The 26,702-nt window shown below is 63.6% G+C and carries 27 protein-coding genes; 14 read left to right on the top strand and 13 right to left on the bottom strand.

Annotated features, from left to right (window positions below; translation table 11 throughout):
• Positions 1 to 106: 106 nt before the first annotated feature.
• Positions 107 to 1,912: a translation elongation factor 4 gene (gene lepA, locus QM467_RS18185; RefSeq protein WP_283367755.1), complete on the bottom strand. Its 1,806-nt coding sequence runs from the start codon at positions 1,910 to 1,912 to the stop codon at positions 107 to 109.
• Between the two features lie 274 nt (positions 1,913 to 2,186).
• Between lepA and QM467_RS18180 the strand changes: the two genes are divergently transcribed.
• From QM467_RS18180 to QM467_RS18165, 4 genes are all read left to right on the top strand, one after another.
• A complete protein-coding gene (locus QM467_RS18180) occupies positions 2,187 to 3,356 on the top strand; it encodes a glycosyltransferase domain-containing protein (RefSeq protein WP_283367754.1) in 1,170 nt (389 codons plus the stop codon).
• Positions 3,357 to 3,462: 106 nt separating this feature from the next.
• On the top strand, positions 3,463 to 4,173 hold the full coding sequence (gene rph, locus QM467_RS18175; protein ID WP_283367753.1) for a ribonuclease PH: 711 nt from the start codon (positions 3,463 to 3,465) through the stop codon (positions 4,171 to 4,173).
• A complete protein-coding gene (rdgB, locus tag QM467_RS18170) occupies positions 4,170 to 4,799 on the top strand; it encodes an RdgB/HAM1 family non-canonical purine NTP pyrophosphatase (protein ID WP_283367752.1) in 630 nt (209 codons plus the stop codon). Before rph ends, rdgB begins: the two co-directional genes overlap by 4 nt.
• Before the next feature lie 123 nt (positions 4,800 to 4,922).
• Entirely contained in the window at positions 4,923 to 5,132 is a 210-nt protein-coding gene (locus QM467_RS18165) for a hypothetical protein (protein ID WP_283367751.1), read from the top strand.
• A 36-nt stretch (positions 5,133 to 5,168) separates the two neighbouring features.
• Here the strand turns inward: QM467_RS18165 and QM467_RS18160 are convergent, their stop codons facing one another.
• A complete protein-coding gene (locus QM467_RS18160) occupies positions 5,169 to 6,377 on the bottom strand; it encodes a YbjN domain-containing protein (protein ID WP_283367750.1) in 1,209 nt (402 codons plus the stop codon).
• Between the two features lie 782 nt (positions 6,378 to 7,159).
• Here QM467_RS18160 and QM467_RS18155 point away from each other — a divergent pair.
• The 3 genes from QM467_RS18155 to QM467_RS18145 all read left to right on the top strand — a co-directional run bounded on the left by QM467_RS18155 (position 7,160) and on the right by QM467_RS18145 (position 9,562).
• Positions 7,160 to 7,867 carry a response regulator transcription factor gene (locus QM467_RS18155; protein WP_283367749.1) on the top strand — a complete coding sequence of 236 codons (708 nt, stop codon included), beginning with the start codon at positions 7,160 to 7,162 and terminating at the stop codon, positions 7,865 to 7,867.
• A 200-nt stretch (positions 7,868 to 8,067) separates the two neighbouring features.
• Positions 8,068 to 9,240, top strand: a complete 1,173-nt coding sequence (gene hemW / locus QM467_RS18150; RefSeq protein ID WP_283367748.1) for a radical SAM family heme chaperone HemW — start codon at positions 8,068 to 8,070, stop codon at positions 9,238 to 9,240.
• Between the two features lie 64 nt (positions 9,241 to 9,304).
• Positions 9,305 to 9,562, top strand: coding sequence for a hypothetical protein (locus tag QM467_RS18145; RefSeq protein ID WP_283367747.1), 258 nt, complete (start codon positions 9,305 to 9,307; stop codon positions 9,560 to 9,562).
• A gap of 17 nt (positions 9,563 to 9,579) precedes the next feature.
• Here QM467_RS18145 and QM467_RS18140 read toward each other — a convergent pair whose 3' ends face one another.
• From QM467_RS18140 to QM467_RS18130, 3 genes are all read right to left on the bottom strand, one after another.
• Positions 9,580 to 10,080 carry a J domain-containing protein gene (locus tag QM467_RS18140; protein ID WP_283367746.1) on the bottom strand — a complete coding sequence of 167 codons (501 nt, stop codon included), beginning with the start codon at positions 10,078 to 10,080 and terminating at the stop codon, positions 9,580 to 9,582.
• A gap of 220 nt (positions 10,081 to 10,300) precedes the next feature.
• Entirely contained in the window at positions 10,301 to 11,062 is a 762-nt protein-coding gene (locus tag QM467_RS18135; protein ID WP_283367745.1) for an ABC transporter permease, read from the bottom strand.
• Entirely contained in the window at positions 11,059 to 12,003 is a 945-nt protein-coding gene (locus QM467_RS18130; protein WP_283367744.1) for an ABC transporter ATP-binding protein, read from the bottom strand. Before QM467_RS18130 ends, QM467_RS18135 begins: the two co-directional genes overlap by 4 nt.
• Positions 12,004 to 12,159: 156 nt before the next feature.
• Here QM467_RS18130 and QM467_RS18125 point away from each other — a divergent pair, with 156 nt between their 5' ends.
• Positions 12,160 to 13,374, top strand: coding sequence for an MFS transporter (locus QM467_RS18125; RefSeq protein ID WP_283367743.1), 1,215 nt, complete (start codon positions 12,160 to 12,162; stop codon positions 13,372 to 13,374).
• A gap of 2 nt (positions 13,375 to 13,376) precedes the next feature.
• On the opposite strand, the gene QM467_RS18120 is transcribed toward QM467_RS18125, so the two are convergent.
• The 5 genes from QM467_RS18120 to QM467_RS18100 form a co-directional block, all read right to left on the bottom strand.
• Entirely contained in the window at positions 13,377 to 14,594 is a 1,218-nt protein-coding gene (locus tag QM467_RS18120) for a PQQ-dependent sugar dehydrogenase (RefSeq protein WP_283367742.1), read from the bottom strand.
• 81 nt (positions 14,595 to 14,675) lie between these two features.
• Entirely contained in the window at positions 14,676 to 16,898 is a 2,223-nt protein-coding gene (locus tag QM467_RS18115; RefSeq protein WP_283367741.1) for an RNA degradosome polyphosphate kinase, read from the bottom strand.
• Between the two features lie 161 nt (positions 16,899 to 17,059).
• Positions 17,060 to 17,890: an S-formylglutathione hydrolase gene (fghA, locus tag QM467_RS18110; RefSeq protein ID WP_283367740.1), complete on the bottom strand. Its 831-nt coding sequence runs from the start codon at positions 17,888 to 17,890 to the stop codon at positions 17,060 to 17,062.
• A gap of 119 nt (positions 17,891 to 18,009) precedes the next feature.
• Positions 18,010 to 18,585: an S-(hydroxymethyl)glutathione synthase gene (gene gfa, locus QM467_RS18105; protein ID WP_283367739.1), complete on the bottom strand. Its 576-nt coding sequence runs from the start codon at positions 18,583 to 18,585 to the stop codon at positions 18,010 to 18,012.
• Positions 18,586 to 18,679: 94 nt separating this feature from the next.
• Complete coding sequence (locus tag QM467_RS18100; RefSeq protein ID WP_283367738.1) at positions 18,680 to 19,168, bottom strand: DUF2380 domain-containing protein; 489 nt, start codon at positions 19,166 to 19,168, stop codon at positions 18,680 to 18,682.
• A gap of 187 nt (positions 19,169 to 19,355) precedes the next feature.
• Between QM467_RS18100 and QM467_RS18095 the strand changes: the two genes are divergently transcribed.
• The 6 genes from QM467_RS18095 to QM467_RS18070 all read left to right on the top strand — a co-directional run bounded on the left by QM467_RS18095 (position 19,356) and on the right by QM467_RS18070 (position 24,317).
• On the top strand, positions 19,356 to 20,579 hold the full coding sequence (locus QM467_RS18095) for an ABC transporter substrate-binding protein (protein WP_283367737.1): 1,224 nt from the start codon (positions 19,356 to 19,358) through the stop codon (positions 20,577 to 20,579).
• Positions 20,580 to 20,604: 25 nt separating this feature from the next.
• Entirely contained in the window at positions 20,605 to 21,585 is a 981-nt protein-coding gene (locus QM467_RS18090) for a PQQ-dependent catabolism-associated beta-propeller protein (RefSeq protein ID WP_283367736.1), read from the top strand.
• A 36-nt stretch (positions 21,586 to 21,621) separates the two neighbouring features.
• Complete coding sequence (locus QM467_RS18085) at positions 21,622 to 22,233, top strand: hypothetical protein (protein WP_283367735.1); 612 nt, start codon at positions 21,622 to 21,624, stop codon at positions 22,231 to 22,233.
• Between the two features lie 271 nt (positions 22,234 to 22,504).
• Complete coding sequence (locus tag QM467_RS18080) at positions 22,505 to 23,209, top strand: response regulator transcription factor (protein ID WP_283367733.1); 705 nt, start codon at positions 22,505 to 22,507, stop codon at positions 23,207 to 23,209.
• Between the two features lie 81 nt (positions 23,210 to 23,290).
• On the top strand, positions 23,291 to 23,956 hold the full coding sequence (locus tag QM467_RS18075) for a hypothetical protein (RefSeq protein WP_283367732.1): 666 nt from the start codon (positions 23,291 to 23,293) through the stop codon (positions 23,954 to 23,956).
• On the top strand, positions 23,937 to 24,317 hold the full coding sequence (locus QM467_RS18070; protein WP_283367731.1) for a hypothetical protein: 381 nt from the start codon (positions 23,937 to 23,939) through the stop codon (positions 24,315 to 24,317). The genes QM467_RS18075 and QM467_RS18070 overlap by 20 nt, the downstream gene beginning before the upstream one ends.
• A gap of 161 nt (positions 24,318 to 24,478) precedes the next feature.
• Here QM467_RS18070 and QM467_RS18065 read toward each other — a convergent pair whose 3' ends face one another.
• From QM467_RS18065 to QM467_RS18055, 3 genes are read right to left on the bottom strand one after another with little or no spacing between them, the layout of a single operon-like run.
• Entirely contained in the window at positions 24,479 to 25,288 is an 810-nt protein-coding gene (locus QM467_RS18065; RefSeq protein ID WP_283367730.1) for a quinoprotein dehydrogenase-associated SoxYZ-like carrier, read from the bottom strand.
• A gap of 33 nt (positions 25,289 to 25,321) precedes the next feature.
• Positions 25,322 to 25,867: a PQQ-dependent catabolism-associated CXXCW motif protein gene (locus tag QM467_RS18060; RefSeq protein ID WP_283367729.1), complete on the bottom strand. Its 546-nt coding sequence runs from the start codon at positions 25,865 to 25,867 to the stop codon at positions 25,322 to 25,324.
• Entirely contained in the window at positions 25,864 to 26,694 is an 831-nt protein-coding gene (locus tag QM467_RS18055; protein WP_283367728.1) for a quinoprotein dehydrogenase-associated putative ABC transporter substrate-binding protein, read from the bottom strand. The genes QM467_RS18060 and QM467_RS18055 overlap by 4 nt, the downstream gene beginning before the upstream one ends.
• Positions 26,695 to 26,702 lie beyond the last annotated feature (8 nt).

The raw sequence follows: 26,702 nt of genomic DNA, 5'->3' as shown, positions 1-26,702 counted from the left end.
TTTCGACATATTCGTCGCTGGCGTCGCGCCGTCCATCGTCCAGGCGCAGACCATCTTCAACCAGTAAGCGGACGTTGGCCGCAGCGCGCCCCGGTTCGCCGGGGCGTCAGCTGTCCATCTTCAGGGCGGCGATGAAGGCTTCCTGCGGGATTTCGACCTTGCCGAATTGCCGCATGCGCTTCTTGCCTTCCTTCTGCTTCTCAAGCAGCTTGCGCTTGCGGGTCACGTCGCCGCCATAGCATTTGGCGGTTACGTCCTTGCGCAGCGCCCGGATCGTCTCGCGCGCGATGATCTTCGCGCCGATGGCGGCCTGGATCGGAATCTGGAACATGTGCTGCGGGATCAGTTCGCGCAGCTTCTCGCACATGGCGCGGCCGCGCATTTCGGCGCGGGTGCGATGGACCAGCATGGACAGCGCGTCCACCGGCTCGGCGTTGACCAGCAGCGACATCTTGACGAGATCGCCGGGGCGGTAATCGATGATCTGATAGTCGAATGAGGCATAGCCTTTCGAGATCGACTTCAGCCGGTCATAGAAGTCGAACACCACTTCATTGAGCGGCAGCTCATAGACCACCATGGCGCGCTTGCCGACGTAATTGAGATCGACCTGCACGCCGCGCCGGTCCTGGCACAGCTTCAGCACCGAGCCGAGATATTCGTCCGGCGTCAGGATGGTCGCCTTGATCCAGGGCTCCTGGATTTCGGAGATCTTGACCACATCGGGCATGTCGGCGGGATTGTGCAGCTCGATGGTCTCGCCATTGTTCATAATGATCTTGTAGATCACCGATGGCGCCGTCGCGATCAGGTCGAGATTGAACTCGCGCTCCAGCCGCTCCTGGATGATTTCGAGATGCAGCAGGCCCAAAAACCCGCAGCGGAAGCCGAAGCCCAGCGCGGCGGAGGATTCCATTTCGAAGGAGAAGCTGGCGTCATTGAGCCTGAGCCGCCCCATCGCAGCGCGTAAATCTTCGAAATCGGCGGCGTCGACCGGAAACAACCCGCAAAACACCACGGGCTGGGCCGGCTTGAAGCCTGCGAAGGCCTCGGCGCAGGGCTTTTTCTCATCGGTGATGGTGTCGCCGACGCGGGTGTCGGCCACCTGCTTGATCTGGGCGGTGATGAAGCCGACCTCGCCGGGGCCGAGCTTGGCGACATCCTGCATTTTCGGGCGGAACACGCCGATGCGGTCCACTTCGTAATGGGCGTCGGCGGCCATCATCTGGATTTTCTGGCCCTTGCGCAACTCGCCGTCGAAAATGCGCACCAGCACCACGACGCCGAGATAGGCGTCATACCAGCTGTCGACCAGCAGCGCCTTGAGCGGGGCCTTTTCGTCGCCCTGCGGCGGCGGCAGCTTTTTCACGATGGCTTCGAGCACCAGATCGATGCCGATGCCGGTCTTGGCGGAAATCGGCACGGCTTCGGAGGCGTCGAGGCCGATCACTTCCTCGATCTGGGCCTTGATGCGGTCCGGCTCGGCGGCGGGCAGGTCGATCTTGTTGAGCACTGGCACGATTTCATGGCCGGCGTCGAGCGCATGATAGACATTGGCCAGCGTCTGGGCTTCCACGCCCTGCGATGCGTCCACCACCAGCAGCGAGCCTTCGCAGGCGGCGAGCGAACGCGACACCTCATAGGCGAAATCGACGTGGCCGGGCGTGTCCATCAGGTTGAGAATATAGGTCTTGCCATCCTCGGCCTTGTATTCGAGGCGGACGGTCTGGGCCTTGATCGTGATGCCGCGCTCGCGCTCGATATCCATCGAATCGAGCATTTGCTCGCTCATGTCGCGCGCGGCCACGGTCCCGGTTTGCTGGATCAGCCGGTCGGCGAGGGTGGACTTGCCATGGTCGATATGGGCGACGATGGAGAAATTGCGGATGTTTTCGATCTTGTGCGCGCTCATGCGCCGCAAATAGCAGGCTGGCTGCGGGAAAGGAAGAGAGGAGGGAGAGGCGCCGGCGTTTTTCCGCCGCTCAGAAAAGGCCGCGCTTCCGCCTGTTCACGCCCCTGCCGGGGCGGCATTTCGTGTCGGATGCCGGAGCGATGCCGCACGCCTCGGGCCGCTGGGTCGAAGCGGCGATCATTTGACCCTATATTGCTATTCGCGGCTTTGGCGCGTTCAGCGCGGGGCTATGCGACGGGGGCTGGCGCCTCTGGCCCGAGCAATGGATGGAATCATGCCTTCACGCTGCGTCTATACGGTCTTGACGGGCGGCTACGAACTCTTGAACGAGCAGGCGGTCGCCAAGGAGTCTTCACTGCCGTTCATCTGCCTGACCGACGACCCGAACCTGATGAGCGACTCGTGGAAAATCCAGCAGATCGAGCCGACATTCGCGACGGATCCGATCCGCAGCCAGCGCGACCTGAAAATCCGGCCGCACGTGCATCTACCGGAGTTCGACCAGTCCCTCTATATCGACAATTCGGTGATCCTGAAGGTTCGGCCTGAAACGCTCTTCGCGACCTTCCTGAACGATACGCCCATGGCGATTCCGACCCATAGCTATCGTGAAAATCTGCTGGACGAGTTCCTTGAAGTCACTCGCTATGGCTTCGACGATCCGAACCGTCTGTTCGAGCAGATCAACCACTATGCGCTGTTCGATCCGACGCTGCTGGAGGAGAGACCTTATTGGACGGCGATCCTTTTGCGCGATCATGCTGATTCCAGCGTCCGGAAAATGCTGGAAATCTGGGCCGCCCATGTCTTCCGCTATTCGCGGCGGGACCAATTGTCGGCCAATCTGGCCTTTCGGAACGCGGGGCTGACGCCGCATGCGATCGAAATTGATAATTTCGAATCGTGGTTCCATAGCTGGCCAGTCACTATCGGGCGGGAGCGGACGAAGGGCATGCGCGACATCGCGACCTCGCTGAGTCCCGTGGTTTACCGCTTGAGGAAGGCGGAACGCGAGTTGGCGGAAAAGGAGAGCGCGCGGGAATCCCTGGCGCGGGCGCTGGAAGAACGCCTCGCCTTTGAGAGAACCGGGAATTCCGAGATCCCGGCGGCGGACGCGGCCAGCTCGCGCGAGCCGGGGGTATTTCCGGGCGAACTGGATGCGGCGCGAAACGAGTTGGGCCAGATGCGCGGCGAGCTTGATGCGGCGCGGCGCGAGTTGGGGCAGATGCGTGGCGAATTGGATGAAGCGCGGCGCGCCCTGGGCCAGATGTGCACCGAACCCGATGCGGTGCGAACCGAATTCGGTCTGATGCGCGGAGAACTCGACGAAGCGCGGCGTGAGTTGGGGCTCATTCGCGGCGAACTGGATGGGGCGCGGCGCGCGTTGGGCCAGGTGCGGGGCGAAGAGGAGGCGGCGGGCGGCTCGATCGAGCGCGAGCCATAGCGTCGCGATCGCGTCGAGCGCGGCGCGTCAGGCGGACGGCGGCGACTTCCTCTTGCGCCGGCGCGCCAAGCCTTTACAACGCGCGGCAACACTCGAAGGAGAAATCATGCGCCCATCCCATCGTGCGCCGGACGTCATGCGTCCCGTCTCAATGCAGCGCAATGTCGCGCGTTACGCCGAAGGCTCCTGCCTGGTGAAATTCGGCGAAACCCATGTGCTCTGCACAGCCTCGCTGGAGGACAAGCCGCCGATGTGGCTGCGCGGACAGGGCAAGGGCTGGATCACGGCGGAATATTCCATGCTGCCGCGCGCCACCCATACGCGCACCCGGCGCGAAACCAGCAAGCCCTCGGGCCGCACGCAGGAAATCCAGCGGCTGATCGGCCGCTCCCTGCGCGCCGTCACCAACCTGCAGGCCATGGGCGAGCGCCAGATCACGCTGGACTGCGACGTGCTGCAGGCCGATGGCGGCACCCGCACGGCGGCGATCACCGGCGCCTGGGTGGCGCTGCATGATTGCCTGAAATGGATGCGCGGCCGCTCGATGATCAAGGACATGCCGCTCAAGGAGCATGTCGCGGCGGTGTCCTGCGGCATTTATCAGGGCGTGCCGGTGCTGGACCTTGATTACGCCGAGGACTCCTCCGCCCATACCGACGGAAATTTCGTCATCACCGGCTCGGGCGGGCTGGTCGAGGTGCAGGCGACGGCGGAAGGTGCGGTGTTCTCGGAAGCCGAACTGACCTCCCTGCTGGGCCTTGCCCGCAGCGGGGTGAACCTGCTGGTGGAGTTGCAGAAGCAGGCGATCGAGTCGTGAGCCGCAAGCTTGAAGGCAAGATCGTCATCGCCACCCATAATGCGGGCAAATTGCGCGAAATGCGCGAATTGCTCGCGCCTTTTGGGATCGAGGCGGTTTCGGCGGGCGAACTCGGCCTGGCAGAGCCGGAGGAGACCGGCGATGATTTTATCGCTAACGCCCTGATCAAGGCGCGGGCCGCCGCTCACGGCGCGGGCCTGCCGGCCTTGGCCGACGATTCCGGCCTCTGCGTCGAGGCGCTGGGCGACGCGCCGGGAATTTATTCCGCGCGCTGGGCGGGCGAGAGCAAGGATTTTTCCGCCGCCATGGCGCGGATCGAGGACGAGGTGCGCAATTCCGGCTCGCCCTCGCGCCGCGCCCATTTCGTCTCGGCTCTGGCTCTGGCCTGGCCGGACGGCGAAACCGCGACTTTCGAGGGCAAGGTGTTCGGCGACCTCGCCTTTCCGCCGCGCGGTACGGCGGGCTTCGGCTATGATCCCTGCTTCACCCCCGACGGCTACGAGCGCACTTTCGGCGAGATGAGCGCCGAGGAGAAGCACGGCATTCCGGCCGATGGCTCGAAAGCCCTGTCGCATCGCGCCCGGGCCTTCCAGATGCTGGCGGCGGCCCTGCTCGCACGGGAGTGAAGGCTCCTGCCGCCGGGCGTCTGCGCCCCGCGTTCCTCCTCCACCGCGCGGTCGATTCGTGCTAGTCTCGCCGTCAGGTCAAGGGCGCGCCCGACCGGCCGCCCTTCGAAGGGAGCCACGCCCATGCGCTATATTCTTGCCGTGATCCTGGCCTGCGCGGTCGGCGCGCCGGCGGCCGGCGCCTTTCCCGCCTTCAGCCCGAACTCGCTATCGCTGTCGAAAGCCGGTCCGATCGCGCAGGTGGGGACGAAACGCAGCAGCCGCGCACGCGTTTCGCGCCGCAGTCGCAGCCTCGGGGGCATCCATCCTCTGGTCGGCAGCGGCGATTATTGAATCGGGCGACCGGGGCGAAGGCGGCTTAAGGCGTGATCAGTTCTTGCCGCCGACAAAAGCCTTGAAGTCCCTGATCGTTTCGACCCAGCGGCCGATGTCAGCCTCCAGATTGCCGCGGGCCACGCCGTAACGCAGGTTGATGTCGAACGAGATGTTCGGGTCGCCATCCTGGTCGAGATAGGCCTTGCTCCAGCGCTTTTTCTGGTTCCACTCGTTGATCCGGGCGCTGGTCGGTTTGTTGTCGGTTTCGAAGCCGTGATAAAATTCGATTGATTTGCAGTCGGCGCCCTTGTCGCAGCCATAGAACGAGATCGTCCAGCCGGCGCCGTTGGAGCGGTTCTTGATATAGGGGTTTCCGTTCTTGTCCTTGGTCAGGGCGGCGTCGCCGTAACGGGCGGCCATCGCTACGATCGCGTCGACGTCGGAGCCCGTGATCATGCTGGTCGCCGGGCCGGCTGCGCCCGCCGGCGTTGCGGCGGCTGCGGGCTGGGGCGCCTCCACGGGTTTCAGCCTGATTCCGCTGCCTTCGGCTTCCGCTGCCGCAAGCTTCGCCATTTCCGTTACGCCGGAAACGAACGCCGCCTGTCCGGGGCCGCAATATTTCTGCTTGTTCTCGCCGAAGGTCGCGACGGTCCGGTCAAGAATGTCATCAAGTTCCTTGTCCGTCAGCTCCGATCCCGGCTTCAACACGTTGATGTTGCCGAGGATCGTATTCACGGCGGCGGGGTCGAGGGTGAAGTCGCACAGCTTCGAGATCGCCACGATAGCCATATAGCCGCCGATGCCGTTTTGCGCCTTCTGTTTCACGGCGTCCGCCGGCGGCTCGGCGGGGACAGGGGCCAGCGGAACCTTCGACGCCGGGATTTGCGCCTGCGCGACTCCGGCCCTGGCGGCGGCGGCGAGCGGCTCCTTCGCCATCTCGGAAACCATGGCGTTGAATTTGTCCGGTCCCCAGACGCAGGTCTCGGAATCATGGCCGCTGAGCTGTTTGACGCTCTCCTTCATCATCGCGTCCATGGCGGCGCCAGGCACGTTGAACTTGCTCGCCAGCGCCGCGATGTTGGAATCCAGCGCGCCGGCGATCGGCTTCTCGATCTCGAATTTGCAGACGTTGGCGAAGGCCTTGATGGTGACATAGCCGCTGATCGCGCCCGAAGCCAGTTCGCTTGCGCTCTCCGCCCGGGCCTGCGATCCCATGAGGGCAAACAGGCAGATCGAAGCTTTCAGGAGCGCTTTTACGGACATTTTGTCAGAGCCTCTGGCTGGAATGGACGGCAGAAAGGAACGATATCGCTACAGCGTAGCCATGATGCATGCACATGTCTGCTCATAAAATTCTGCATATCGAGTGCGTCGCGTCATGACTCAGGCGGGAAGCCGAGCGCCGTCGCCATCTCATGCAATATGTTGCAATCCCGTGCTTTGACCGAGGAAGGCGTCGAATTAACAGTTTCGAGTTAATGCAATTCAATCAGGCGACACATCTCATTGAGTCGAAATGAAAAAAGTCACGTATTTACTAAGTATTGCGATTCGATTTTACAATTTTATACAAATATGACATTTTTCTAACGGTCAAATTGTCGTGTGTATCAAAGGCTCAAGTTTCTACAGTGTCGAAATGCATCAGGCGGGCGCTCCGGCCAGCCATTATTGCGCGTCTGCCGGTTCCGCCGACGCCAGGCGTGATTGGAGCCGAATTTTATCGCACGCTTTCGAAAGTTGATGTGTGTTTTTGTCACATGGATATTTTGAAATATTGTTTTTTCTTTCATATTGGTTTGATTTTAGTTTTATAGAAATAACAAGTTTATTTATAATAATGCAATTAGCAAACTACAATAAGAGCGAGATCGTCGTCGTCAAGCGCTCTCATGCGCTTGTGTATTCAGATATATGTAGGGGGATCACCAATGTTGGCTTCTGAGCGGTCTATACCCGGAGAATGGCGCGTGAAGTCATCCATTTTTGCCATGGGCGCCAATAGAGCGGCCGAAGAAAGGGAATCCCGGGGCGTGAGATCCGAAGTGGCGGGACGGATTGTGATCGTCGAGCGCAACGCCTTCCTTCGGGATTGCTTGCAGCGCAGCGTCGACAGTTACTGGCCGGGCGAGGCCGCCGCTTTTGCGAGCCTGTCTGAACTGGCGCAGTCTCCCGCACTCGACCCCTCGGCCCTGGTCGTCCTGTCGACCTACTCGCTGTCCGACGAAGAAGCGGAATCTGAACTTGCCCGTCTGGTGGCTTTTGATCCGCCGGTTCGCTCCATGGTGCTGGCGAAGACCGACAATCTGGACGAGGCTCTGGCCGTCATTGGCGCCGGGGCCAACGGATATATCTCGATGAGCGCGGGGTTTGAGGTTTTCGCCCAGGCCATAAGATTTGTCGGCGCGGGCGGCACTTATGTTCCGCCGCAATGTCTCCTCTCGGCCAGGCAGGCGGCAACGCCCGCGACCGAACAGGTTGCCGAGAATGGCGTGACCGTCCGCGAACTGAAAGTGATCCAGGGGATTCGCCAGGGCAAGCCCAACAAGGTGATCGCCTATGAACTGAACATGTGCGAGAGCACGGTCAAGGTTCACGTTCGGAACATCATGAAAAAGCTGAACGCGAGGAACCGCACCGAAGTCGCCATGAAGGCCGGCAATCTGTCTCTGCCGGCCCCGCGCGGCGAAATCGGCGGCCGGTCTCCTGTCCTGGACGGCGCGGTCTTTGGGGCGAGCTTCAGACGGGAATGAATTAAATTAGATGAAGGTCGGTCGCCGGCCCAGATCGCGACATCGGGCCAAAGGGATGAAAATCGGCTCATTCGCTGGTCTTGCGCCGGAAAAGCAAGGCCTCGCGCGGCGCCTGGCCCCGCGTTAACCTCGTCGCAATCAAGCTGAAGATTTCGTTAAGCGTCGCGTGACGGAAAATTCCAGAAATGGCATAAGGACGCATGGCCAGCATCGCCCCCATGATTCCCGACCCCGGCTTTGGCGTTTACGTCCATTGGCCGTTCTGTTTGTCGAAATGTCCTTATTGCGACTTCAACAGCCATGTCCGGCGGGGCGGGGTTGATGAACCGCGCTTTCTCGCCGCCATTCAGGCCGAGTTGCAGCATCGCGCCGCCCTCACGCAAGGGCGGCAGGTGCGGTCGATCTTTTTCGGCGGCGGCACGCCCTCGCTGATGGCGCCGGAAACAGTCGCAGCGATCATCGAAACCATCGGCAAGCTGTGGAAGCTCGATCCCAAGGCGGAAATCACGCTGGAGGCCAATCCAACCAGCGTCGAGGCGGGGCGCTTCAGGGGCTATCGCCAGGCGGGCGTCAATCGCGTCTCGCTCGGCGTGCAGGCTTTCAACGACGCCGATCTGAAAATGCTCGGCCGCATGCACAGCGCCGAGGAAGCCATGCGCGCGCTGGACATCGCGGGAGCGACCTTCGATCGCATGTCCTTTGACCTGATCTACGCCCGTCCCGGCCAGTCGCCGCAGGTCTGGGCGCACGAATTGACCGAGGCTCTGGCCCGCGCGCCGGAACATCTTTCGCTCTACCAGCTCACCATCGAGCCGGACACGATGTTCGAGCAGCTCTATCGCGCCGGCAAGCTGAAGATTCCAAAGGCGGATGTGGCGCGCGACCTGTGGGACGTGACGCAGGAGCTGACCGAAAAGGCGGGCATGCCGGCCTATGAGATTTCCAACCACGCCCGGCCCGGCAGCGAGAGCCGGCACAATCTGATCTATTGGCGCTATGGCGAATATGTCGGCGTCGGCCCCGGCGCCCATGGCCGCATTGTCGCCGCCAAGGGCGGGCGCCGCGCCCACGCCACCGAACCGCATCCCGAAATGTGGCTCACCGTGGTGGAAAGCGAAGGCACAGGCCTCGTCGAGGACGAGGCGCTGTCGATGGAGGCCCAGGGCGACGAGTTCCTGCTGATGGGCCTGCGGCTGACGGAAGGCATTGACCCCGCGCGCTTCCAGGCCCTCACGGGCAAGCGATTCGAGGCCTCGCGCGTCGCCGATCTCATCGCCAACGGGATGGTGGAATATACGCGGCAGGGCCGCATCCGCGTGACCTCGGAAGGCTTTCCCGTGCTCGACGCCGTGGTGGCCGATCTCGCTGCTTGAACGTTCGCCGCCTTATTTTGAACAATTCCATGAGGTGACTCGGCCCAAAACAGGGGGTCGATTCATGATCAGGAAATTGTTCGTCGCCGCGCTCGCGCTGGGACTGTCGCTGGCCAGCGCCGAGGCTTTGGCCGATGAACGCGGCCTCGACGGTCTGCTCGGGGCGGGCGCCGGCGCGCTGGTTTTCGGTCCGGTCGGGCTCGTCGCGGGCGGCGTCATCGGCTATTCCGCCGGCCCGAGCATCAATTGCGGCCTGCGCGGCGGCTGTGGCCGACGCCGATATTACCACCGCCGTCACGCCTCGACTGCGCGCCAGTACTGATCTCGCCGGTCCAGCAGCTAATTCACCGATGACGCCTGTTCGAGCAGGGCGTCGCGGGCTTCCGTCAGGCGGCAGTAGGCGTCATGGTCGCCGCCGGCGTCGGGATGAGTGGTCTTGGCAAGGCGGCGGAAGGCCGAATTGACCTGGGCCGCCGTGAGATCGCCCTCGGGCGGCAGATCCAGCAGCGCGCGATGCTCGCTGTCGTTGTCCGGCTCGGCGAAGCGTCTGGCGAATTCCCGGTTGAATTGCTCGGCTTGGGCGCGGCGCTGTTCGCGCGCCTTCATCCGGAGCTCGGTCTGATCCTCCTGCCATTTCCGCCGCGACATGACGAGGCAGGCGCCGAAAGCGATGAGGCCAAGCGTTTCGAGTTCGTCGAGATTGAACGGGCCGACAATGTCATAGGGCTCAGCAAGCCAGGCGTTGCGTCCGGTTGAATCCTGCTCGACGCGGCCCATCGCCGCCCTGTCGAGCACGCCCAGCGACCCGTTCCAGACCACCCATTCATGATTGTCGCTCATGCGAAACGCTTCCCGCTGCCGGCGCGGCGCGTCGCATTTGCTCCAAGCTCCCGATGCGATCCCGCCTTTTCGGTCCCGCATGCAGGAACGGAGCCAGAGTCGAGGATCAAGCCAATTGCCTCGACCTTTGACTTGTCAATGGTCGAGGCGCCCGGCGGCGTCAGCCGCCGCCGCGCCAGTCGGCGCGGACGTCAACGGGCATTTTCAATGCAAGTTGACGTTAAGTCCGCAGGCGGTAGCCGGTCTTGAAGATCGCGACCACCAGCCCGATGCAGACGGCGAGCATGGTCAGGGTGAGGGCGAGGCTGATGGCCGGCCCCACGGCGGCGACGCCGTAAAAGGCCCAGCGGAAGCCGTCGACCAGATAGACGATGGGGTTGAACAGAGCGACGTCGCGCCAGAGCGGCGGCAGCATGTCAATCGAATAGAAGGTGCCGCCGAGAAAGGTCAGCGGCGAAATGACCATCAGCGGAATGATCTGCAATTTCTCAAATCCATCCGCCCACAGGCCCAGAATGAAGCCGAACAGAGCGAAAGTGACGGAAATCAGCACCAGAAAGCAGAGCGACCAGAGCGGGTGAACCAGCTCGAAGGAGACGAAGAGCCGCGCGGTGACGAAAATGATCAGGCCGAGCAGGACGGATTTGGTCGCCGCCGCGCCGACGAAGCCGAGCAGGACCTCGAAGGCCGAGATGGGCGCCGACAATATTTCATAGATCGTGCCGGTAAAGCGCGGCAGATAGATGCCGAAGGACGCGTTGGAGACGCTCTCCGTCAGCACGGCGAGAAGAATCAGACCCGGCACGATGAAGGCGCCATAGGGCACGCCGTCGATGGGCTGCATGCGCGAGCCGATGGCCGAGCCGAACACGACGAAATAAAGCGCCGTCGAAAGCACGGGCGAGGCGATGCTCTGGAACAGGGTGCGCCAGGTGCGCGCGAGTTCGAACAGATAGATGGCGCGGACGGCGGAGAAGTTCATCGGCTTTTGCCCACGAGATCGATGAAAATGTCTTCCAGCGAGGATTGGCTGGACTGGACCGAGGCGAAATCCACGCCCTGCGCGATGAGGTTTTTCAGGAGCCGCGCCAGGCTGGCGTCTTTGCTCCCGTCGTGCCCCGCGCTTTCGCCCATCTGGGTGAAGGACAGCGACTTGCCGTCGGGCGACAGGGTCAGCGGCAGGTCGAACAGCCCTTCCGGGATGGCGTCGAGTTTTTGGGTCAGGCTCACGCAGACGCGCGTCTGGCCGAGGCGGCGCATCAAGGCGTGTTTTTCCTCGACGAGAATGATTTCGCCCTTGTCGATCACGCCGATCCGATCGGCCATGTCCTCGGCTTCTTCGATATAATGGGTGGTGAGGATGATGGTGACGCCGCTTTCGCGCAGCTTGCGCACCATTTCCCACATGTCGCGGCGCAATTCGACATCAACGCCCGCGGTGGGCTCGTCGAGGAACAGGATTTCCGGCTCATGCGCCAGAGCCTTGGCGATCAGCACGCGCCGCTTCATGCCGCCGGACAGAGCGCGGATGTTGGCATCTTTCTTGTCCCACAGCGACAGGTCGCGCAGCACCTTTTCGACATAGGCTGGATTGGCCTTCTTGCCGAACAGGCCGCGCGAAAAAACGGTCGTGTTCCAGACCGTCTCGAACATGTTCGTCGCCAGCTCCTGCGGCACGAGGCCGATCTTCTTGCGCGCCGAGCGGTAATCCACGGCGATGTCGAAGCCGTCCACGGTCACTTTCCCGCCGCTCGCGCGCACCAGACCGCAGACAATGCCGATCAGCGTTGTCTTGCCGGCGCCGTTTGGCCCGAGCAGCGCGAAAATCTCGCCGCGGCGGATCGAAAGATCGACGCCTTTCAGCGCGGCGAAGCCGGTGGCGTAAGTCTTGGTCAGGTTTTCGACCGACAGCACATTGTCCAAGCGCGATCATCCTCTCGACAGGCGCGCTGTTTTTGCACGAAAGCGGGGGATGCGCCAATTGCCTGCGCGCAAAGGGCCGCTTGTTCCGCTTGCGCGCGGGCTCCACCTTGGCTTCTATGAATGCAGGACGACGGCGAGGCCGCACGGGGAGGGGACATGACCGAGGCGAAACCGGGGCGCGTCCGTTCGCTCGCGATTCTTCTGCTGTGCCAGGTCCTCGCCATGGCCTGCTGGTTCGCCTCCAACGCCTCCATCGCGGCGATCAAGGCGCAGCAGCCGCTGAGCCCCTTTTTCGCCGCGCTGCTGACCTCCAGCGTGCAGGCAGGCTTTGTCGCCGGCGCCTTTGTTTCGGCGCTGCTGGCTCTGCCGGACCGGCTCGACAAGAGGCTGCTGTTTCGTCTTTCCGCCCTCGTCGCGGCGATCTGTACCGGCGCCGCCGCCTTGTTGCCGCCGGTCTCGCCCGTTGCGCCGGTCCTGCGCTTCGTCACCGGCGTGAGCCTCGCCGGGGTCTATCCCGTCGGCATGGCCCTGGCCGCGACCTGGGCGCGCGGCGATCTCGGCCTGCTCATCGGCCTGCTCGTCGGCGCGCTGACGCTGGGTTCGGCCTCGCCGCATCTTGCCGCCGCCCTGGGCGGTCTGGACTGGCGGGCGCCGATCCTGTTCGCCAGCGCGGGCGCGCTGCTCGCCGCTTTGCTCGCGGGCCTCATCGGCCTTGGCCCCAATGTGGCGCGCGCGCCGGAATTCCGCTGGTCGAACGTGCTGCTGGGCTGGCGTTCGGTTCCCCTGCGCCTCTCCAATTTCGGCTATTTCGGCCATCAATGGGAGCTTTATGCGATGTGGGCCTGGATCGGGGCCTTTGTCGCGGCGAGTTTTCGCGCCCGCTATGGCGACGCCCCGCCGCTGCATCCCGCGCTCGCGACATTTTTCATCGTCGGCTCGGGCGCGCTCGGCGCGCTGCTGGGCGGGTTTTTCGCGGACCGTCTCGGCCGCACCCTCGTCACGAGCGTCGCCATGGCTGCGTCCGGCCTGTGCTCGATCCTGATCGGCTTCGTCTTCGGGGGCTCCGCGACGGCGGTGCTTGCGGTTGGCATTGTCTGGGGCGTCGCCGTCATCGCGGATTCCGCGCAGTTCTCGGCCTCGACGGTGGAATTATGCGACCCAAGCTTGCGCGGCGCCATGCTGACGGCGCAGACCTGCATCGGCTTTCTGCTGACCCTGGTCAGCATCCATCTCATGCCCTATGCGGTGGATTGGCTCGGCTGGCGCTACGCCTTCGCGATATTGGCGATTGGACCCTTTCTGGGCGTCTGGGCCATGCTGACTTTGCGGGCGCGGCCGGAGGCGGAGGCCATGGCGGGCGGGAAAAGATAGAACTACTTCCCGTCGTAGAAAATCCGATAAAGCGCGCCTTCCTGATCGTCAGAGACGATCAGCGAGCCGTCCGGCAATTCGGCGAGCGCGACCGGGCGGCCCGAATAGCCGCCGTCGCCACGGTTCCAGCCTTCCGCGAAGGGGATCGCCCGGCCCGGCTTGCCGTCGCGGAAGGGAACGAACATCACCCGCGCGCCGATGGGGACGCTCCGGTTCCAGGACCCATGCTGGGCGATGAAAATCCCCCGCCATGATTCCGGAAAGACGGCGCCGCGCGAAAAGATCATGCCGAGGTCGGCGGCGTGGGCGTTGAGTTCAAGTTCGGGAAAGGCGAGGTCGTCGGGCGGCGTCTCGTCGGCATAGAGCTTGGTGCGGACATGGCCGCCGCCGTACCAGGGGAAGCCGAAATTCAGCCCCGCACGCGGCGCCTTGTTCAATTCCTCGGGCGGGATGTCGTCGCCCATGCCGTCCACCTGATTGTCGGTGAACCACAGCACGCCCGTCCCCGGCTCGAAATCCATGCCGACGCTGTTGCGGATTCCGCTGGCGAAAATCTCCTTGTTCGTCCCGTCGCGATCCATTCGCAGGATGCCGCCCATGCCCCATTTCGCATAGAGCGGCTGCCGGTCCTTGGGCGGAACATTGTCCGGCTGGCCGACCGCAACATAAAGCTTGCCGTCGGGACCGACGCGGCAGACCCGCATGCCGTGAGACTGCTTCTTTTCCGCAGCCGGGATCAAGGCGCCCGGCGCGACGATCTGTTGCGGATGGTCTTCATCCCAGCCCCCGCCCGGGCGCGGAGCGAAACGCAAAATGCGGTCGAAAGTGGCGAGGAACAGGGTTCCATCTGGCGCGAAGCAGGGGCCGTTAGGCAGGGTGAAACTTTGCCCCGGCGCGAAGGGCTCGACCTTTGCCGCCAAGTCCCGCCCCTGCGCGACCTTCAAGTCCCGCCCCTGCGCGACCTTCAAGTCCGGCCCAAGCGCGACCTTGTAAACCCTGGCCCCGGAACTGCCGACGATCAGCGTCGCGCCATCCGGCGAGAGGGCCAGGCTGCGGGCGTTCGGCGTCAGGGCATAAAGTGCGATATGGAAGCCCGGCGGCAACTGGATCCTGGCGAGAGTGGCGCGCAATTCGTCGGCGTGGTCGGCGCGCGCCGGCGCCGCCGTGAGGAAAACGGGCGCCGCGACCAGAGCCAAGGCAAGTCGAACCACGCGCCGCATCGAACCGACCTCGCAGGGAAACGCCGCCCGCACTAAATTGGGGAGCGGCGCGTCATTTGTCGACGCCTTTTGGCGCGAGCCTCAGACGGAATCGCTGTAGCGGGCGAGATCGCGCGGCGCGGAGTCCGACAAAGCGTCGCCGCGGCCCGAAAGGCTCGGATTGGTCATGAAGTAATTCTGCGCGTTGAAAGGCTCTTCCTTCGGCTCCAGCGTCACGCGGCGGCTGGTTCCGTCCTCCAGAATGTCCCAGCTCTGCTCATTGTCGAGCAGGTTGGCGAGCATGACCTGGTTCAGCACCTGCTCGTGCATGGTCGGATTCTCGATCGGGAACAGGGTCTCGACGCGGCGGTCGAGATTACGCGGCATCAGGTCCGCCGAGGAGATATAGAGCGCGGCGTCGGCATGGGGCAGTTGGCGGCCGCAGCCGAAGGCGTAAATGCGCGAATGTTCGAGGTAGCGCCCGATGATCGACTTCACCTTGATGTTTTCGGACAGGCCGGGAACGCCGGGACGCAGGCAGCAGATGCCGCGCACTACCAGTTCGATTTTCACGCCGGCCTGGCTGGCGGCGTAAAGCGCGTCGATGATTTCCGGGTCCGCCAGCGAATTGCACTTGCCCCAGAAGGCGGCCGGTTCGCCGCGCGCGGCATGGGCGATTTCCTGTTCCAGATGGTCGAGCAGGCGGCGCTTGATCCCGCCCGGCGAGATCGCCATGCGCTCCAGCGGGGCGAGCGCGCCATTGCCGGTGATGAAATTGAAGATTCTGGCGACGTCGCGGCCAATCGCCGGCTCGTCGGTGAAAGCCGAGAGGTCGGTATAGATGCGCGCCGTGATCGGGTGATAATTGCCGGTGCCGATATGGCAGAACGTGACGATTTCGCCCGCTTCCTCGCGCGCGACCATCGACAGCTTGGCGTGGGTCTTCAGTTCGGAGAAGCCATAGACGACCTGGACGCCCGCGCGCTCCAGCGACCGCGCCCAGCGGATATTGGCCTCCTCGTCGAAGCGCGCTTTCAGCTCGACCAAGGCGGTGACGGCCTTGCCGGCGCCCGCCGCCTCGATCAGCGCGGCGACGATCGGGCTGTTCGACGAGGTGCGATAGAGCGTCTGCTTGATCGAAACGACGCGCGGGTCGCGCGCCGCCTGCTGCAGCATCTGCAACACGACGTCGAAGGTCTCATAAGGATGGTGGACGATGAAATCTTTGCTGCGGATCGCGGCGAAGCAATCGCCCTCGAATTCGCGCACGCGTTCGGGATAGCGCGCCGAGAAAGATGGGAATTTCAGTTCGGGGCGCTCGGCGCCGACGATCTGCGACAGCGTGGCCAGCGCCAGCTGGTCTTCGCAGACGAGATCGCCGAGCGAGGACAGTTTCAGCTGTCCGGCGATGAATTCGCGCATGTCCGGCGGCGTTTCGGGGCTGAATTCGACCCGGATGACATTGCCGCGCCTGCGCTCGCGCAGGGCCGCCTCGAAGGTCTCGACCAGATCGTCGGCGTTCTCGGCGTCGTCGTCGAATTCGATATCGAGGTCGCGCACGACGCGGAACAGGCCGGTCGAGGCGAAATCGCATTCAGGGAACAACATGGCGGCGAAGGCGGCGACCACGTCCTCAAGGGCGGCGAAGCGGGTCGAGGAACCGTGGGCGGAGCCTTGCGTGGGCGCGAGCGGAATGAAGCGCTGCAGCTTGCCGGGCAGGCGGATCAGGCCGCGGAAGGCGCGGTCGTGATCGTGGCGGCGGATGTCGAGCACCACCGACATTTCCAGATTGGGAATGAAGGGGAAGGGATGGGTCGGGTCGATGGCGATCGGCGTGACGGCCAGGAAGACATGATTGACGAAATGGCTTTCGAGCGCGGCGCGGTCCGCCTCGCTCCAGTCGGCGCGCGGGACGACGACGACGCCCTCATCCGCCAGCCGGAGACGAAGTTCGCGCCAGATCGCCGCCTGGTCGGTGGTCATGTTCCCCGTCTGGCGGCGGATCTCGGCCAGAAGCTGGGTCGGCGTCAGGCCGTCGAAGGTCGCCGTCGCGACGCCGGCCTCGATCTGTTCGATGACGCCCGAGACGCGCACCATGAAGAATTCGTCGAGATTATTGGCCGAAATCGACAGGAAGCGCAGGCGTTCGAGCAGCGGGTGGCGCTCGTTCAGGGCTTCTTCGAGCACCCGGCGATTGAAAGCCAGCCAGGACAATTCGCGGTTGACGAAACGCGCGGGCGACTCCCGCAGGTCCAGACCCTGCGCGCCGCGGCCCTGCGCGCCCGCATCGTGAGACTGCTCGGGAATGCGCGCCAAATCGTCCATGGAGTCCTCGCCGGTTCCGACGCCGCAGCGAAAGGCCCGGCCCTTTGAACGGGCGCCGGACGTTGCGGCGCGCCACTCCATCATTTCCTTGTTACAGCGCTGCGACAGCAAAGCCGTCCAGCCGCTCCGGCTGGACGGCTCGGTCAGTCCATCGAAGCGGGTCAGAGCCGGGCGGCGTGCCAGGCGATATGATCGGCCATGAAGGTCGAGATGAAATAATAGGAATGGTCATAGCCCTCGCGCATGTGGAGGGTCAGCGGAATCCCCGCCGCCGCGCAGGCCTCCTCCAGCAGCCAGGGTTTCAGGCCGTCCTGCAGGAAATTGTCGGCGGCGCCCTGGTCGACCAGAAATTCCTTGAAGCGCGCGCCGTCGGCGATCAGCAGGGTCGTGTCATAAGCGCGCCAGGCCTTTTCGTCGGGGCCGAGATATTTCTCCAGCGACGGCTTCGACCAGCCACTGGTCGAGGGTTGGGCGATGGGCGCGAAGGCGGAGCAGCTCTTGAAACGCTCGGGATGTTTCAGCGCGATGGTGAAGGCGCCATGCCCGCCCATGGAATGTCCGAAAATGCCCTGCCGGGTCATGTCGGCGGGGAAATGATTGGCGATCAGCTCCGGCAGTTCCTCGGTCACATAGGAATACATGCGGTAATTCTTGGCATAGGGCGCCTGCGTCGCGTCCACGTAGAAGCCGGCGCCGGAGCCGAACTGCCAGTTGTCAGGTTCATCGGGCACGTCCGCGCCGCGCGGAGACGTGTCGGGCGCGACGATGATGACGCCATGCTTGGCGGCGGCGGCGCGAAACTCGCCCTTCTCCGTGACATTGGCGTGGGAGCAGGTCAGGCCGGACAAATACCAGAGCACCGGAACAGGGCCGCGTTCGGCCTGCGGCGGCGTGAATACCGAAAAGGTCATCGCACATTTCGTTTCACGCGATTCATGGCGATAGACGCCCTGCACGCCTCCATGGGATTTGTTGGTCGAAACAGTCTCCATCGTCGAACTCCAGGATCATCAAGCCAGTCTGAATGGCTGGCGGAAAAGGAATGCGTCGGGGAGCCTGTCCGGGCTCTCCGACGCTCGGTTAATCGCCAGATTGGCGGCGCGCGATGCCGTCAGGCGGCCGCCAGTTTGCCCGAAGCCTTCGCGATATGGGTCGCGATCGCGTCCATCAGCGCCGGGGACAGGGCGTCGTAGGGCGGCAGGCCCAATTCCGTCAGGCGCGAGCGTACTTCGCCCATGCGGGACGGCGGGAAGCCCGATTCAATGATCGAAGAAACGAAAGCGGCGAATTCCGGCGCCGCCCACCCTTCTTCCGACGACAATTCGGTATGGACGAAATCGAGGCCGTAGAAAGGATGGGCCTTGTTTTCGATGCGGCCGAACATGTGCACGCCGCATTCCTTGCAGGCATAGCGCTGGATCGTCGCATTGGGATCGACGATGTGCAGCTTCTCCGAATGGGCGGTCACGGAGAGGTTGTCGCGCGGAACGACGGCGACCACCGAGAAATTGGCGCCGGCCGGCTTCCAGCATTTGGTGCAGCCGCAGGCGTGGTTGTGGGCGACATTGCCCTTGATCGTGACCTTGACGGGGTCGTGGGCGCATTTGCAGCTCAGCGTGCCGCCGGCGAAATCGGCGCGACCGGGCCTGACGCCGTTGTCGACTGAGGGGTGGATACTGACAGTCATGGCTTCCTCCTCGGGTTTTTGCGAAGCCTCGGAATAACCCGAATATCCGAGGCGCAAGCGGCCTGCGCGAATGCGCCGGCCGGATGACGGGGCTTCAATTCGGCAGCGGAGCGGCGGATATTTCTTCGCCAAGGAAATTTGCGGCGCGGCGCCAGGATTCGTCGCTGTCGCCGCGAAAGGTCGATTGCCAGCAGGAAAGACGCCGGCCGTCGGCGGCGTCGAACAGGCCGAGCCATACATTGGAGGCCGTCGCGCCGAGCGTCTGTATGGCGCCGGCGAGAACATAGGTCGCGCCGAGATCGCGCGCCCGCTGCAGCACGCAGGCGGCGTCGCTTTCGATGAAATCGGCCAGGATCGGATCGGGCGAAATGGTGCGGTAGACGCCCTTCTGGTCGATGGCGACGCGCAGTTCGCGCATCATCAGCTCGAGATGACCGGCGTGCGCGACGGCCTGATCGGCCGCGCCGTCGTCAGCGAAAGCAAAGGGCATCACAAGAACGGGAGTCGGCGCCGCTCTGGCGGAAACGCCGAAAGCAGCAAGCATCGTGGGCAAGCCCATGGCGGCCAGCCATAGAGTGCTCATCTAGAACTCCAAGTAATAATGGCCATATTTTCGGAAGACTTGGCGCGATTATGCGGTAAGTCTCGCGCTAAAACTATCATGTGACGATTATGGCATAAGGCCTGAGGGCGCGCATTGACCCCCGTCTTAAAAATCGCTTATGATTTTCACATTGACGTCTTAGCAAATGTCCAAGAATAATCTTCACATGGGAAGTAGTTTCAAGATTTTTGCTGCTTTGCGGCGCCGTCCAGTCCTCTGGGCGGCATTTTGCGCTTTCTGCCTTTGCGCCGGCGCGTTGAAAGGCGCTCAGGCGCAGGAAAAGCTCAAGATCGACATCGGCTATATTGCATATGCGAAGCCGCCGCCGCCGCTCTACGATCTCGAAGCCGTCCCGCGCGATGAAGGCGTGAAGGGCGCGGCGCTCGCGATCTCGGAGAACAACACGACCGGCGCCTTCACCGGGCAGAGCTTCGAGCTGACTGAGGCGCTGGTCGAGCCCGGGGAATCGCCTGTCGAGGCGGCGCGCAAGCTGGCCGACAAGGGCCTGCGCCTGTTCATCGCCGATCTGCCGGCAGCGGAACTGCTCCAGTTGGCGGACGCCCTGCGGCCCTCGGGCGCGCTGGTGTTCAATGCTTCCGCCCCGGACGACCGGCTGCGCGGTCCCGATTGCCGCGCCAACCTGTTCCACATCGCGCCGAGCCGCGCCATGCTGACCGACGCGCTGGCGCAGTTCCTGCTCGTGCGGCGCTGGACCCGCGCGCTGCTGGTCATCGGGCCGGGCGAGGCCGACGCCGCCTATGCCGCCGCCTTTCGCGCTTCGGCGCGGAAATTCGGCCTCAAGATCGTCGCGGAGAAGCCGTGGACCTTTGGCCCGCTGGCCCGGGCGCGCGGCGACAACATCACCGAGGCCGAGGCCCTGAACTTCGCGCGCGGCGGGGATTATGACGTCATCGTCGTGGCTGACGAGGCCGCCGATTTCGGCGACTTCCTTCTCTATCGCACCGCCGACCCGAAGCTGGTTCTCGGCACACAGGGGCTTGTTCCGACCTCCTGGAGCGCGGTCCATATCGCCTGGGGCGCCGAACAATTGCAGAGCCGCTTCCTGCGCTTCGCCGGCCGCGTGATGCGCCCGGTCGATTACCAGGCGTGGATGGCGGCGCGGGCGATCGGCGACGCCGCGCAAAACCAGAAGAGCGCCAATCCGGAGGGGCTGCGGGCCTTTCTCGACGGGCCGGACTTCAACCTGGCCAATTACAAGGGTTCGCCCGGGAGCTTCCGGCCGTGGGACCAGCAGTTGAGGCAGGTGTTGCTCTACGCCCAGCCGAAATCCATCGTCGGCGTCGCGCCGCAGCCGGGCTTCCTGCACCAGCGCTCGGTCCTCGACACGCTGGGCGCGGACCTGCCGGAAACGACCTGTCATATGAATTGAGCGCCGCGGAGGCGGGGAGACTGGAATGCGTGGATTTGGAATTTGGGGCGCGCTGGCGCTCTCGGGCCTGTGGGCCGCGTCGGCCCTGCCGGCGGGGGCCTATCAGATCTATGTGACCAATGAGAAGAGCAATAATGTCAGCGTGATCGACAGCGAGAAGCTGGCGGTGGTCAAGACCGTCAAGGTCGGGCGGCGGCCACGCGGCGTTCTCGTCAGCCCGGACGGCAAGAATCTCTATATCTGCGCCAGCGACGAGAACGGCGTCGAGGTCATTGACACCTCCACCATGAAACTCCTGCGCACGCTGGATTCTGGCAAGGACCCGGAGCAGTTCACGATGAACCCTTCCGGCAATCCGCTCTATATCTCCAATGAGGACAATTCCGAGGTCACCGTTCTCGACATCGAGAAGAACCAGATCGTCGCCCGCGTGCCGGTGGGGGTGGAGCCGGAGGGCATGGCGCTAAGCCCCGATGGCAATGTGCTGGTCAATACCTCGGAAACAACCAGCATGGCCCATTTCATCGACGCCCATACCTTCAAGCTGATCGACAGCGTGCTGGTCGACAAGCGCCCGAGGGTGGCGGTCTTCAGCAAGGACGGCTCAAGGCTATGGGTCAGCTCCGAGGTCGGCGGCGCCGTCGCGGTGATTGATCCGAAGACGCACAAGATCATCAAGAAGATCAAGTTCGAAATCCCCGGCCTGACCCGCGAGGAAATCCAGCCGGTCGGCATTCGGCTGACCAGCGACGGAAAGACCGCCTTCGTCGCGCTGGGGCCGGCCAATCGCGTCGCGGTGGTGGACGCCGAGACTTTCGAGGTTCGCAAATATCTGCTCGTCGGCCAGCGCGTCTGGCATCTGGCGCTGACGCCCGATGAAAAGCTGCTGTTCACCACCAATGGCAATTCCAACGACGTCTCCGTGATCGACGTGGCGAGCCTCAAGGTGGTCAAGAGCATCCCCGTCGGCCAGTCGCCGCTTGGAGTGGCTTCGTCTCCGCACTAACTATTGGGGACCCGTCAGGGTTCTGGAGGAATTCGCATGGTCCGCCTCGCACCTTTGGTCGCCTTAGCCTTCCTGCTGGGCATAGCCGCGCCGGCTTTGGCGAAGCCGGCGGAGGATCCGGACTGGCCCTGCGCCCAGCGGCGGACCGGCGAGATCAGCCCGGCCGCCGTCTGGTCCGGTCCCGATCTCGCGTCGGCGGGCCCCTGGGACGATGATTCCGGGGCAACAGCCCTGGCGCGCAAGCTCGCCTCGCGTCGCACGCAGATAACGGAGATGGACGGCCTCATCGACGAATTCGCGGCCAGCGCCGGCGCGGACAAGTCCGTGCGGCTGACGCGCGTGTTCGCCGGCGCGCTCGCCATCATCAACAGCGAGCGCAATCGGGTGATTTCGGGGGTCGTACGCTATGCGCGGGGACAGCATCTCCTGGCGGAGAAAATTCGCGCCGAGGCCGACAAGATCAGCGACGAGCAGGAGTCGAAGGACGTTTCCTCGCCTTCGGCGCTCGACGACGCGGCTTCCAGCCTGAAATGGGACAAGCGAATTTTCGACGACCGTTCACGAGCCTTGTCTTATGTTTGCGAAACGCCCATCTTGTTGGAGCGCCGCGCGTTCGAAATGGCCCGAAAGATCCAGCAGCGTCTCTGACACTGCCGGATTTGGCGGCTTCAGGGCGCATCAAAGGCCGGAGCAAATCGCCAAAACAGGTGCTGACGGGTGGCTGAGGTCAGGCCAACATATATAAAATAAGAAATATAAGACGAATTTAATAAGATTTTTTTCCCGAAAACGCGCCCGATCGGGGCATGAGTGAGTTGTGAGCGTGAGAGCGAGGCTCTATCCTCGCGGCGTCGAACGACCGAGCGCAAGTCTCAAACAAGGTCGGCGGCGGGGAATGTGAAACGCAGGGCAAGTAACGATGAATGTTCTCATCATCGAAACCGATCTCGTGGCCGGAGGCGTGCTCGCCGAAGGTCTCAAGGCGGAAGGGTTTGACGTCACTTTCGTGGGCGAAGGAGAGGACCCGGTCGAAACCGCCAAGGCGCTCAATCCATGCGCGGTTTTGTTCGACACGCCGTCTCCGGACAATCACGATTTTGAGATGTGCCGCGCCATGCGGCGCAATGGTCGGACCGAACCGATCCTTTTTCTAAGCGACCGCCACAAGGCGGCCGATCGGGCCAGCGGCCTGAATGCGGGCGCTGACGATTATATCGCCAAGCCCTTCCAGTTCGATGAACTGGTGGAGCGCCTGCGGGCGCATCTGATGCACCATGCGATCTCGGCGGACTCGAGCGAGCGCCGCAAGGTCGGGCAGCTTGTGCTCGACATGCACACGCGCCAGGCCCATTACGGCAACGCCCACATTCGGCTGACGCAGCGCGAGTCGGAGTTGCTGGCGATCCTGATGGACAACGCCAACCATCCGGTCGGCCGCGGCGAAATCTATGACCAGCTTTGGGGCGACCAGGGCTGCACCTCGCTGAATGTCGTAGACGTCTATCTCGGCTATCTGCGCACCAAATTCACCGAGATCACGCGCGTCGGCGGGCCGTTCATCAGCACGGTGCGCGGTCGCGGCTTCATGCTCGACATGGCGGGCTACAAGAGCGCCGCGCGCTGAGAGCACGGCGCTGACTCCAACAAGAAACGTCAAGTCCCCGAGCGCCGCACGGCGCTCGGGGCGCTCGCAAGGGAGAGAAGTATGAAGCTCCGTCCGGGGCCTGTTGTTGCATGCCTTCTGTTTTTCAACGCCGCCGCGGCTTTGGCGCAGGATAAGCCGCCCGCCGCCGCCGACATCCTGTTTGAAGCCCCGCAGCTGGCCAATACGAATCCAGGCGACGAGCTGAACTATTCCTACAGCCAGAAATCAGCCGATCCCGCCAAATATGGCAAGGCCTTCGACGACAAGGTCAAGCTGACGATCGACGAGGCCGGCAAGGCCCCCGAGGAGCGCAATGTGCGGGTGGACATGTTCAGCGCGGAACACCGCCGGCCGGCTGGACCCTTCGAGTCCATGTCGGGCAACCCGGTGATCAGCCTGATGCTGGAGAACAACATCCAGCAATTGTCGGCCCTGTTCAGAGCCAATCCGCGCTATCTCAAGAACGCCATTCGGGCCGCCTTGCGCGAGGCGCAGACCGCGCCGGACAAGATCGACGGGCAGGCGAAGGCGTGGCGCGTCGAAATCGCTCCGTTCAGGAACGACCCGCAAAAGGAGCGGATGAATGGGCTCGACACGCTGACCTATGTGTTCCGCGTTGCGCCCGATCTGCCGGGCGCAGTCTATGAAATCGACATCGCCGCCCGCGACGCCGCCGGCGCGGTGCTGCTCGAGGAGACATTGCGCTATGACGGCAAGAAGAGCTGAGCGTCGCGCCTGGCGGCTCGTTCCGGGGGCGCTCATTCTCGCGCTGGTTTTCGCGTCGCCGGCTTTGGCCGGCGACGGCGATCCGGTCAATGACTATCCGACCGAGGCGCGCGCCGATTATGTGTTCGCCTGCATGGCCGCCAATGGCCAGACCCGCGAAGTGCTGAAGAAATGCGCCTGCTCTCAGGACATGCTCGCCGCGATCCTGCCCTATGACAAATATGTCGAGGCGGAGACCGTGCTGTCCATGCGACAGGGCGTCGGGCAGGCCGCCAACGCTTTTCGCAGCTCATCGCGTTTCGATGACATCGTCGCGGAATTGCGCCGCGCACAGGCCGAGGCGGAAATCCGCTGCTTCTGACTTTTTTCATCCCGATCGCGATGCCGCGCGATCAGGAGCCCCTCGCGTAAGCCCATAGGGCGTCGCCAGACGGCAGTCTTTCGCCGGGCTTCGGTCGCATTCGCTCCTTGCCAATCGTCAAAGGCCTCAACCTATGACGATTGGCGTTACGCGCTTATGGGTCAGGCCGGATCGCCGTTGCCGGAGAAGACGCGGGTGAATTCCGCTCCGCGCGAATCCCGCGCCTCGACGCGGATCGGCGCGCCATTGGCGCGATAGGTGAAGCGGAAGGTCGGGTCCTCGCTGAGCGAGATTCCGTTCTCCATGCTGAACAGCAGGTCGTCGCCCTGAAGAACCTTCACCGCGACGATATACCAGGCCGGCGTGTAGAGCCGGGTTTCCTGATCCATCTGCATGCCGGAATAGTTGGGGTGCCGGATCTGGACCTGCGCCTCATCGCGTCCGGTCGCGGCGAAAGTGCGGAAGCGCATCTTCCCCGCGGCGGCCCGCGCTTCTTCCGGGTCCTTGCCGGCCGGCGCCGAACAGCCCCCCGCCGCCTTGACGAAGACGCGCGCCATATGCAGCGCGCCGCTCTCCGTCTCGGCGATGGCGCGGACATTGGAATAGGAATTGACTCGAATGCGCAGCGAAAAGGCGAACGGGCCTTTGTCGATGCGGCCGCGCTGAAGCGTCGCGACCATGGGCATGGGATTTTCATCGACGATCAGCGTGACCGCCTTGACCCTGTCGTCCCCGGCGCCGCGCGCAGGGAACATCAGATCGATCGGCACAAGCGCCGCGTCTTCCGCGCGCGTGGGGGCGTTCAGGACGATAAAGCCATCCCCCGCGCCGATCGGACGGTCGCCGAAAAATTGGGTCCTGAGGGATTTCCAGCTGTCCTCGTTCTCGGGCGTATTGATCTCGGCGCGCAGCGCGGCGGGCGCCGCCAGCGCCAGAACAGCCGCGTGTAAAAGAGTCCGTTTCGTCAGCATGGCGTCCTCCTCGTTCTGGCGCGTTTCGCAGCCTTATGGTCGCGGAGCGATCGTTTCGGTTGGCAGTCCCGCTTCCCGCCATCCCTCGATTCCGTCCGAATACCAGCGGACCTGGCTGTAGCCCATGGAGGCGGCGCGTTTGGCGGCGTTCCAGGACATCCAGCAGGCGCGTTTGCAGTAGAATACCAGAATCGCGTCCTTGTCGCCCCCGGTGATTTCGGAAAGGCTGCGGCTGAAATAGGCCTCGGTCTCCGGCGCCAGGGCCCCGCGGCCGACTTCCGGCAGCCAGATCGACCGCGCTATGCCGGCATGAGGTTTTTCCTGCCAGATTGTCCCTTTCGGGAGGCCTTCGGGGCGGGGCGGATGCGGCAGCACGTCAATGAAGATGGTCTTGGGATCGGACCAGGCGGCTTTCGCGGCCTCGACGCTCAGCGCCGGTTCGCCGTTGAACGTGTCCGGCGTCGGGGACTGGTAATCGTCGAGGCGATAGCCGGGTGGTTCGGGCGGCGCGGCGGCGGCGGCGAGGGTAGCGAGGGCGAATCCCGCGAGCGCGAAAGCCAGCGCTTTTCGCCTGTTCATCGCGGGTCGCTCCGCTCCGGATGCGGCGCGTCGTTCGGAGCGCCCTGGATCGGCGCGGCCTCGACCGGCGCCAGCGGCACGCCATAACTGGTAAGGATCGCGTCGATGTCCTTCTGCCGCTTGCGGATGATGTCGTTCAGCTTGTGCTTCCATTCCGTCTCGCCGGCGCGCATGCCGAAGGCGACGCGAAAGATGAAGGGTGGGCGTTTGTCGGTGTGGAGCTCGGTCGCGACGAGCGGCGGCGACGCCTTCCGGGCGAAATAGCCGCCGATCGGTCCCCAAAGAATGGCCGCGTCGGTTTCGCCCGTCTCAACATCGTGCAGAGCGTCCTCGGCTGGCGAGGCGAAGCGGCGGTCCACCAGCAGCGAATAGCTCTTCGCGCTGTCGAGCATGCCGAGCGCCATCAGATGGTCGACCGGGGGCGTGCGGGCGATGACGCCGAGCTTCGCATCCTTCAGGCGCGGGTCGTCGAGATGGTCGACGCCCTCGAACTTGCCGCCCTTGTGCGTCACCAGAACATAGGTCGATGCGTAATAGGGATTGGAATGATCGACCAGGTCGGCCTCGGAGGCGTAGCCGATGACGAGGTCGCACATGTCGGACAGAAGCGTATTGCGGATGAAGCCAGGGCCTGATGGCATCCAGAAATAATGCAGCGGAAGTTTCAGTTCTTCCGCGACGAGTTCTGCGATCTTGTTTTCGAAGCCCTGCTTCTCCTTGTTGGAGAAAGGCAGGTCCGCCGGCGAGGCGCAGACGCGCAGGCGGTCGCGCGAGACGAGATCGGGACTTGTCTGCGCCGCAACCGGCCCCGCGGAAAGCAAAGCCAACAGGCAGG

This window comes from Rhodoblastus sp. 17X3 (genome assembly GCF_030056575.1).
GTDB lineage: Bacteria > Pseudomonadota > Alphaproteobacteria > Rhizobiales > Beijerinckiaceae > Rhodoblastus.
The sequence above is the reverse complement of the archived record's forward strand: the minus strand, read 5'-3'. Positions and strand labels throughout refer to the sequence as shown.

What these genes read in the sequence shown, in the direction of transcription:
- lepA (WP_283367755.1), bottom strand. Translation starts at nt 1,912, where the DNA reads ATGAGCGCGCACAAGATCGAAAACATCCGCAATTTCTCCATCGTCGCC.
- QM467_RS18180 (WP_283367754.1), top strand. Translation starts at nt 2,187, where the DNA reads ATGCCTTCACGCTGCGTCTATACGGTCTTGACGGGCGGCTACGAACTC.
- rph (WP_283367753.1), top strand. Translation starts at nt 3,463, where the DNA reads ATGCGCCCATCCCATCGTGCGCCGGACGTCATGCGTCCCGTCTCAATG.
- QM467_RS18165 (WP_283367751.1), top strand. Translation starts at nt 4,923, where the DNA reads ATGCGCTATATTCTTGCCGTGATCCTGGCCTGCGCGGTCGGCGCGCCG.
- QM467_RS18160 (WP_283367750.1), bottom strand. Translation starts at nt 6,377, where the DNA reads ATGTCCGTAAAAGCGCTCCTGAAAGCTTCGATCTGCCTGTTTGCCCTC.
- hemW (WP_283367748.1), top strand. Translation starts at nt 8,068, where the DNA reads ATGGCCAGCATCGCCCCCATGATTCCCGACCCCGGCTTTGGCGTTTAC.
- QM467_RS18145 (WP_283367747.1), top strand. Translation starts at nt 9,305, where the DNA reads ATGATCAGGAAATTGTTCGTCGCCGCGCTCGCGCTGGGACTGTCGCTG.
- QM467_RS18140 (WP_283367746.1), bottom strand. Translation starts at nt 10,080, where the DNA reads ATGAGCGACAATCATGAATGGGTGGTCTGGAACGGGTCGCTGGGCGTG.
- QM467_RS18135 (WP_283367745.1), bottom strand. Translation starts at nt 11,062, where the DNA reads ATGAACTTCTCCGCCGTCCGCGCCATCTATCTGTTCGAACTCGCGCGC.
- QM467_RS18125 (WP_283367743.1), top strand. Translation starts at nt 12,160, where the DNA reads ATGACCGAGGCGAAACCGGGGCGCGTCCGTTCGCTCGCGATTCTTCTG.
- QM467_RS18120 (WP_283367742.1), bottom strand. Translation starts at nt 14,594, where the DNA reads ATGCGGCGCGTGGTTCGACTTGCCTTGGCTCTGGTCGCGGCGCCCGTT.
- QM467_RS18115 (WP_283367741.1), bottom strand. Translation starts at nt 16,898, where the DNA reads ATGGACGATTTGGCGCGCATTCCCGAGCAGTCTCACGATGCGGGCGCG.
- fghA (WP_283367740.1), bottom strand. Translation starts at nt 17,890, where the DNA reads ATGGAGACTGTTTCGACCAACAAATCCCATGGAGGCGTGCAGGGCGTC.
- gfa (WP_283367739.1), bottom strand. Translation starts at nt 18,585, where the DNA reads ATGACTGTCAGTATCCACCCCTCAGTCGACAACGGCGTCAGGCCCGGT.
- QM467_RS18100 (WP_283367738.1), bottom strand. Translation starts at nt 19,168, where the DNA reads ATGAGCACTCTATGGCTGGCCGCCATGGGCTTGCCCACGATGCTTGCT.
- QM467_RS18095 (WP_283367737.1), top strand. Translation starts at nt 19,356, where the DNA reads ATGGGAAGTAGTTTCAAGATTTTTGCTGCTTTGCGGCGCCGTCCAGTC.
- QM467_RS18090 (WP_283367736.1), top strand. Translation starts at nt 20,605, where the DNA reads ATGCGTGGATTTGGAATTTGGGGCGCGCTGGCGCTCTCGGGCCTGTGG.
- QM467_RS18085 (WP_283367735.1), top strand. Translation starts at nt 21,622, where the DNA reads ATGGTCCGCCTCGCACCTTTGGTCGCCTTAGCCTTCCTGCTGGGCATA.
- QM467_RS18080 (WP_283367733.1), top strand. Translation starts at nt 22,505, where the DNA reads ATGAATGTTCTCATCATCGAAACCGATCTCGTGGCCGGAGGCGTGCTC.
- QM467_RS18075 (WP_283367732.1), top strand. Translation starts at nt 23,291, where the DNA reads ATGAAGCTCCGTCCGGGGCCTGTTGTTGCATGCCTTCTGTTTTTCAAC.
- QM467_RS18070 (WP_283367731.1), top strand. Translation starts at nt 23,937, where the DNA reads ATGACGGCAAGAAGAGCTGAGCGTCGCGCCTGGCGGCTCGTTCCGGGG.
- QM467_RS18065 (WP_283367730.1), bottom strand. Translation starts at nt 25,288, where the DNA reads ATGCTGACGAAACGGACTCTTTTACACGCGGCTGTTCTGGCGCTGGCG.
- QM467_RS18060 (WP_283367729.1), bottom strand. Translation starts at nt 25,867, where the DNA reads ATGAACAGGCGAAAAGCGCTGGCTTTCGCGCTCGCGGGATTCGCCCTC.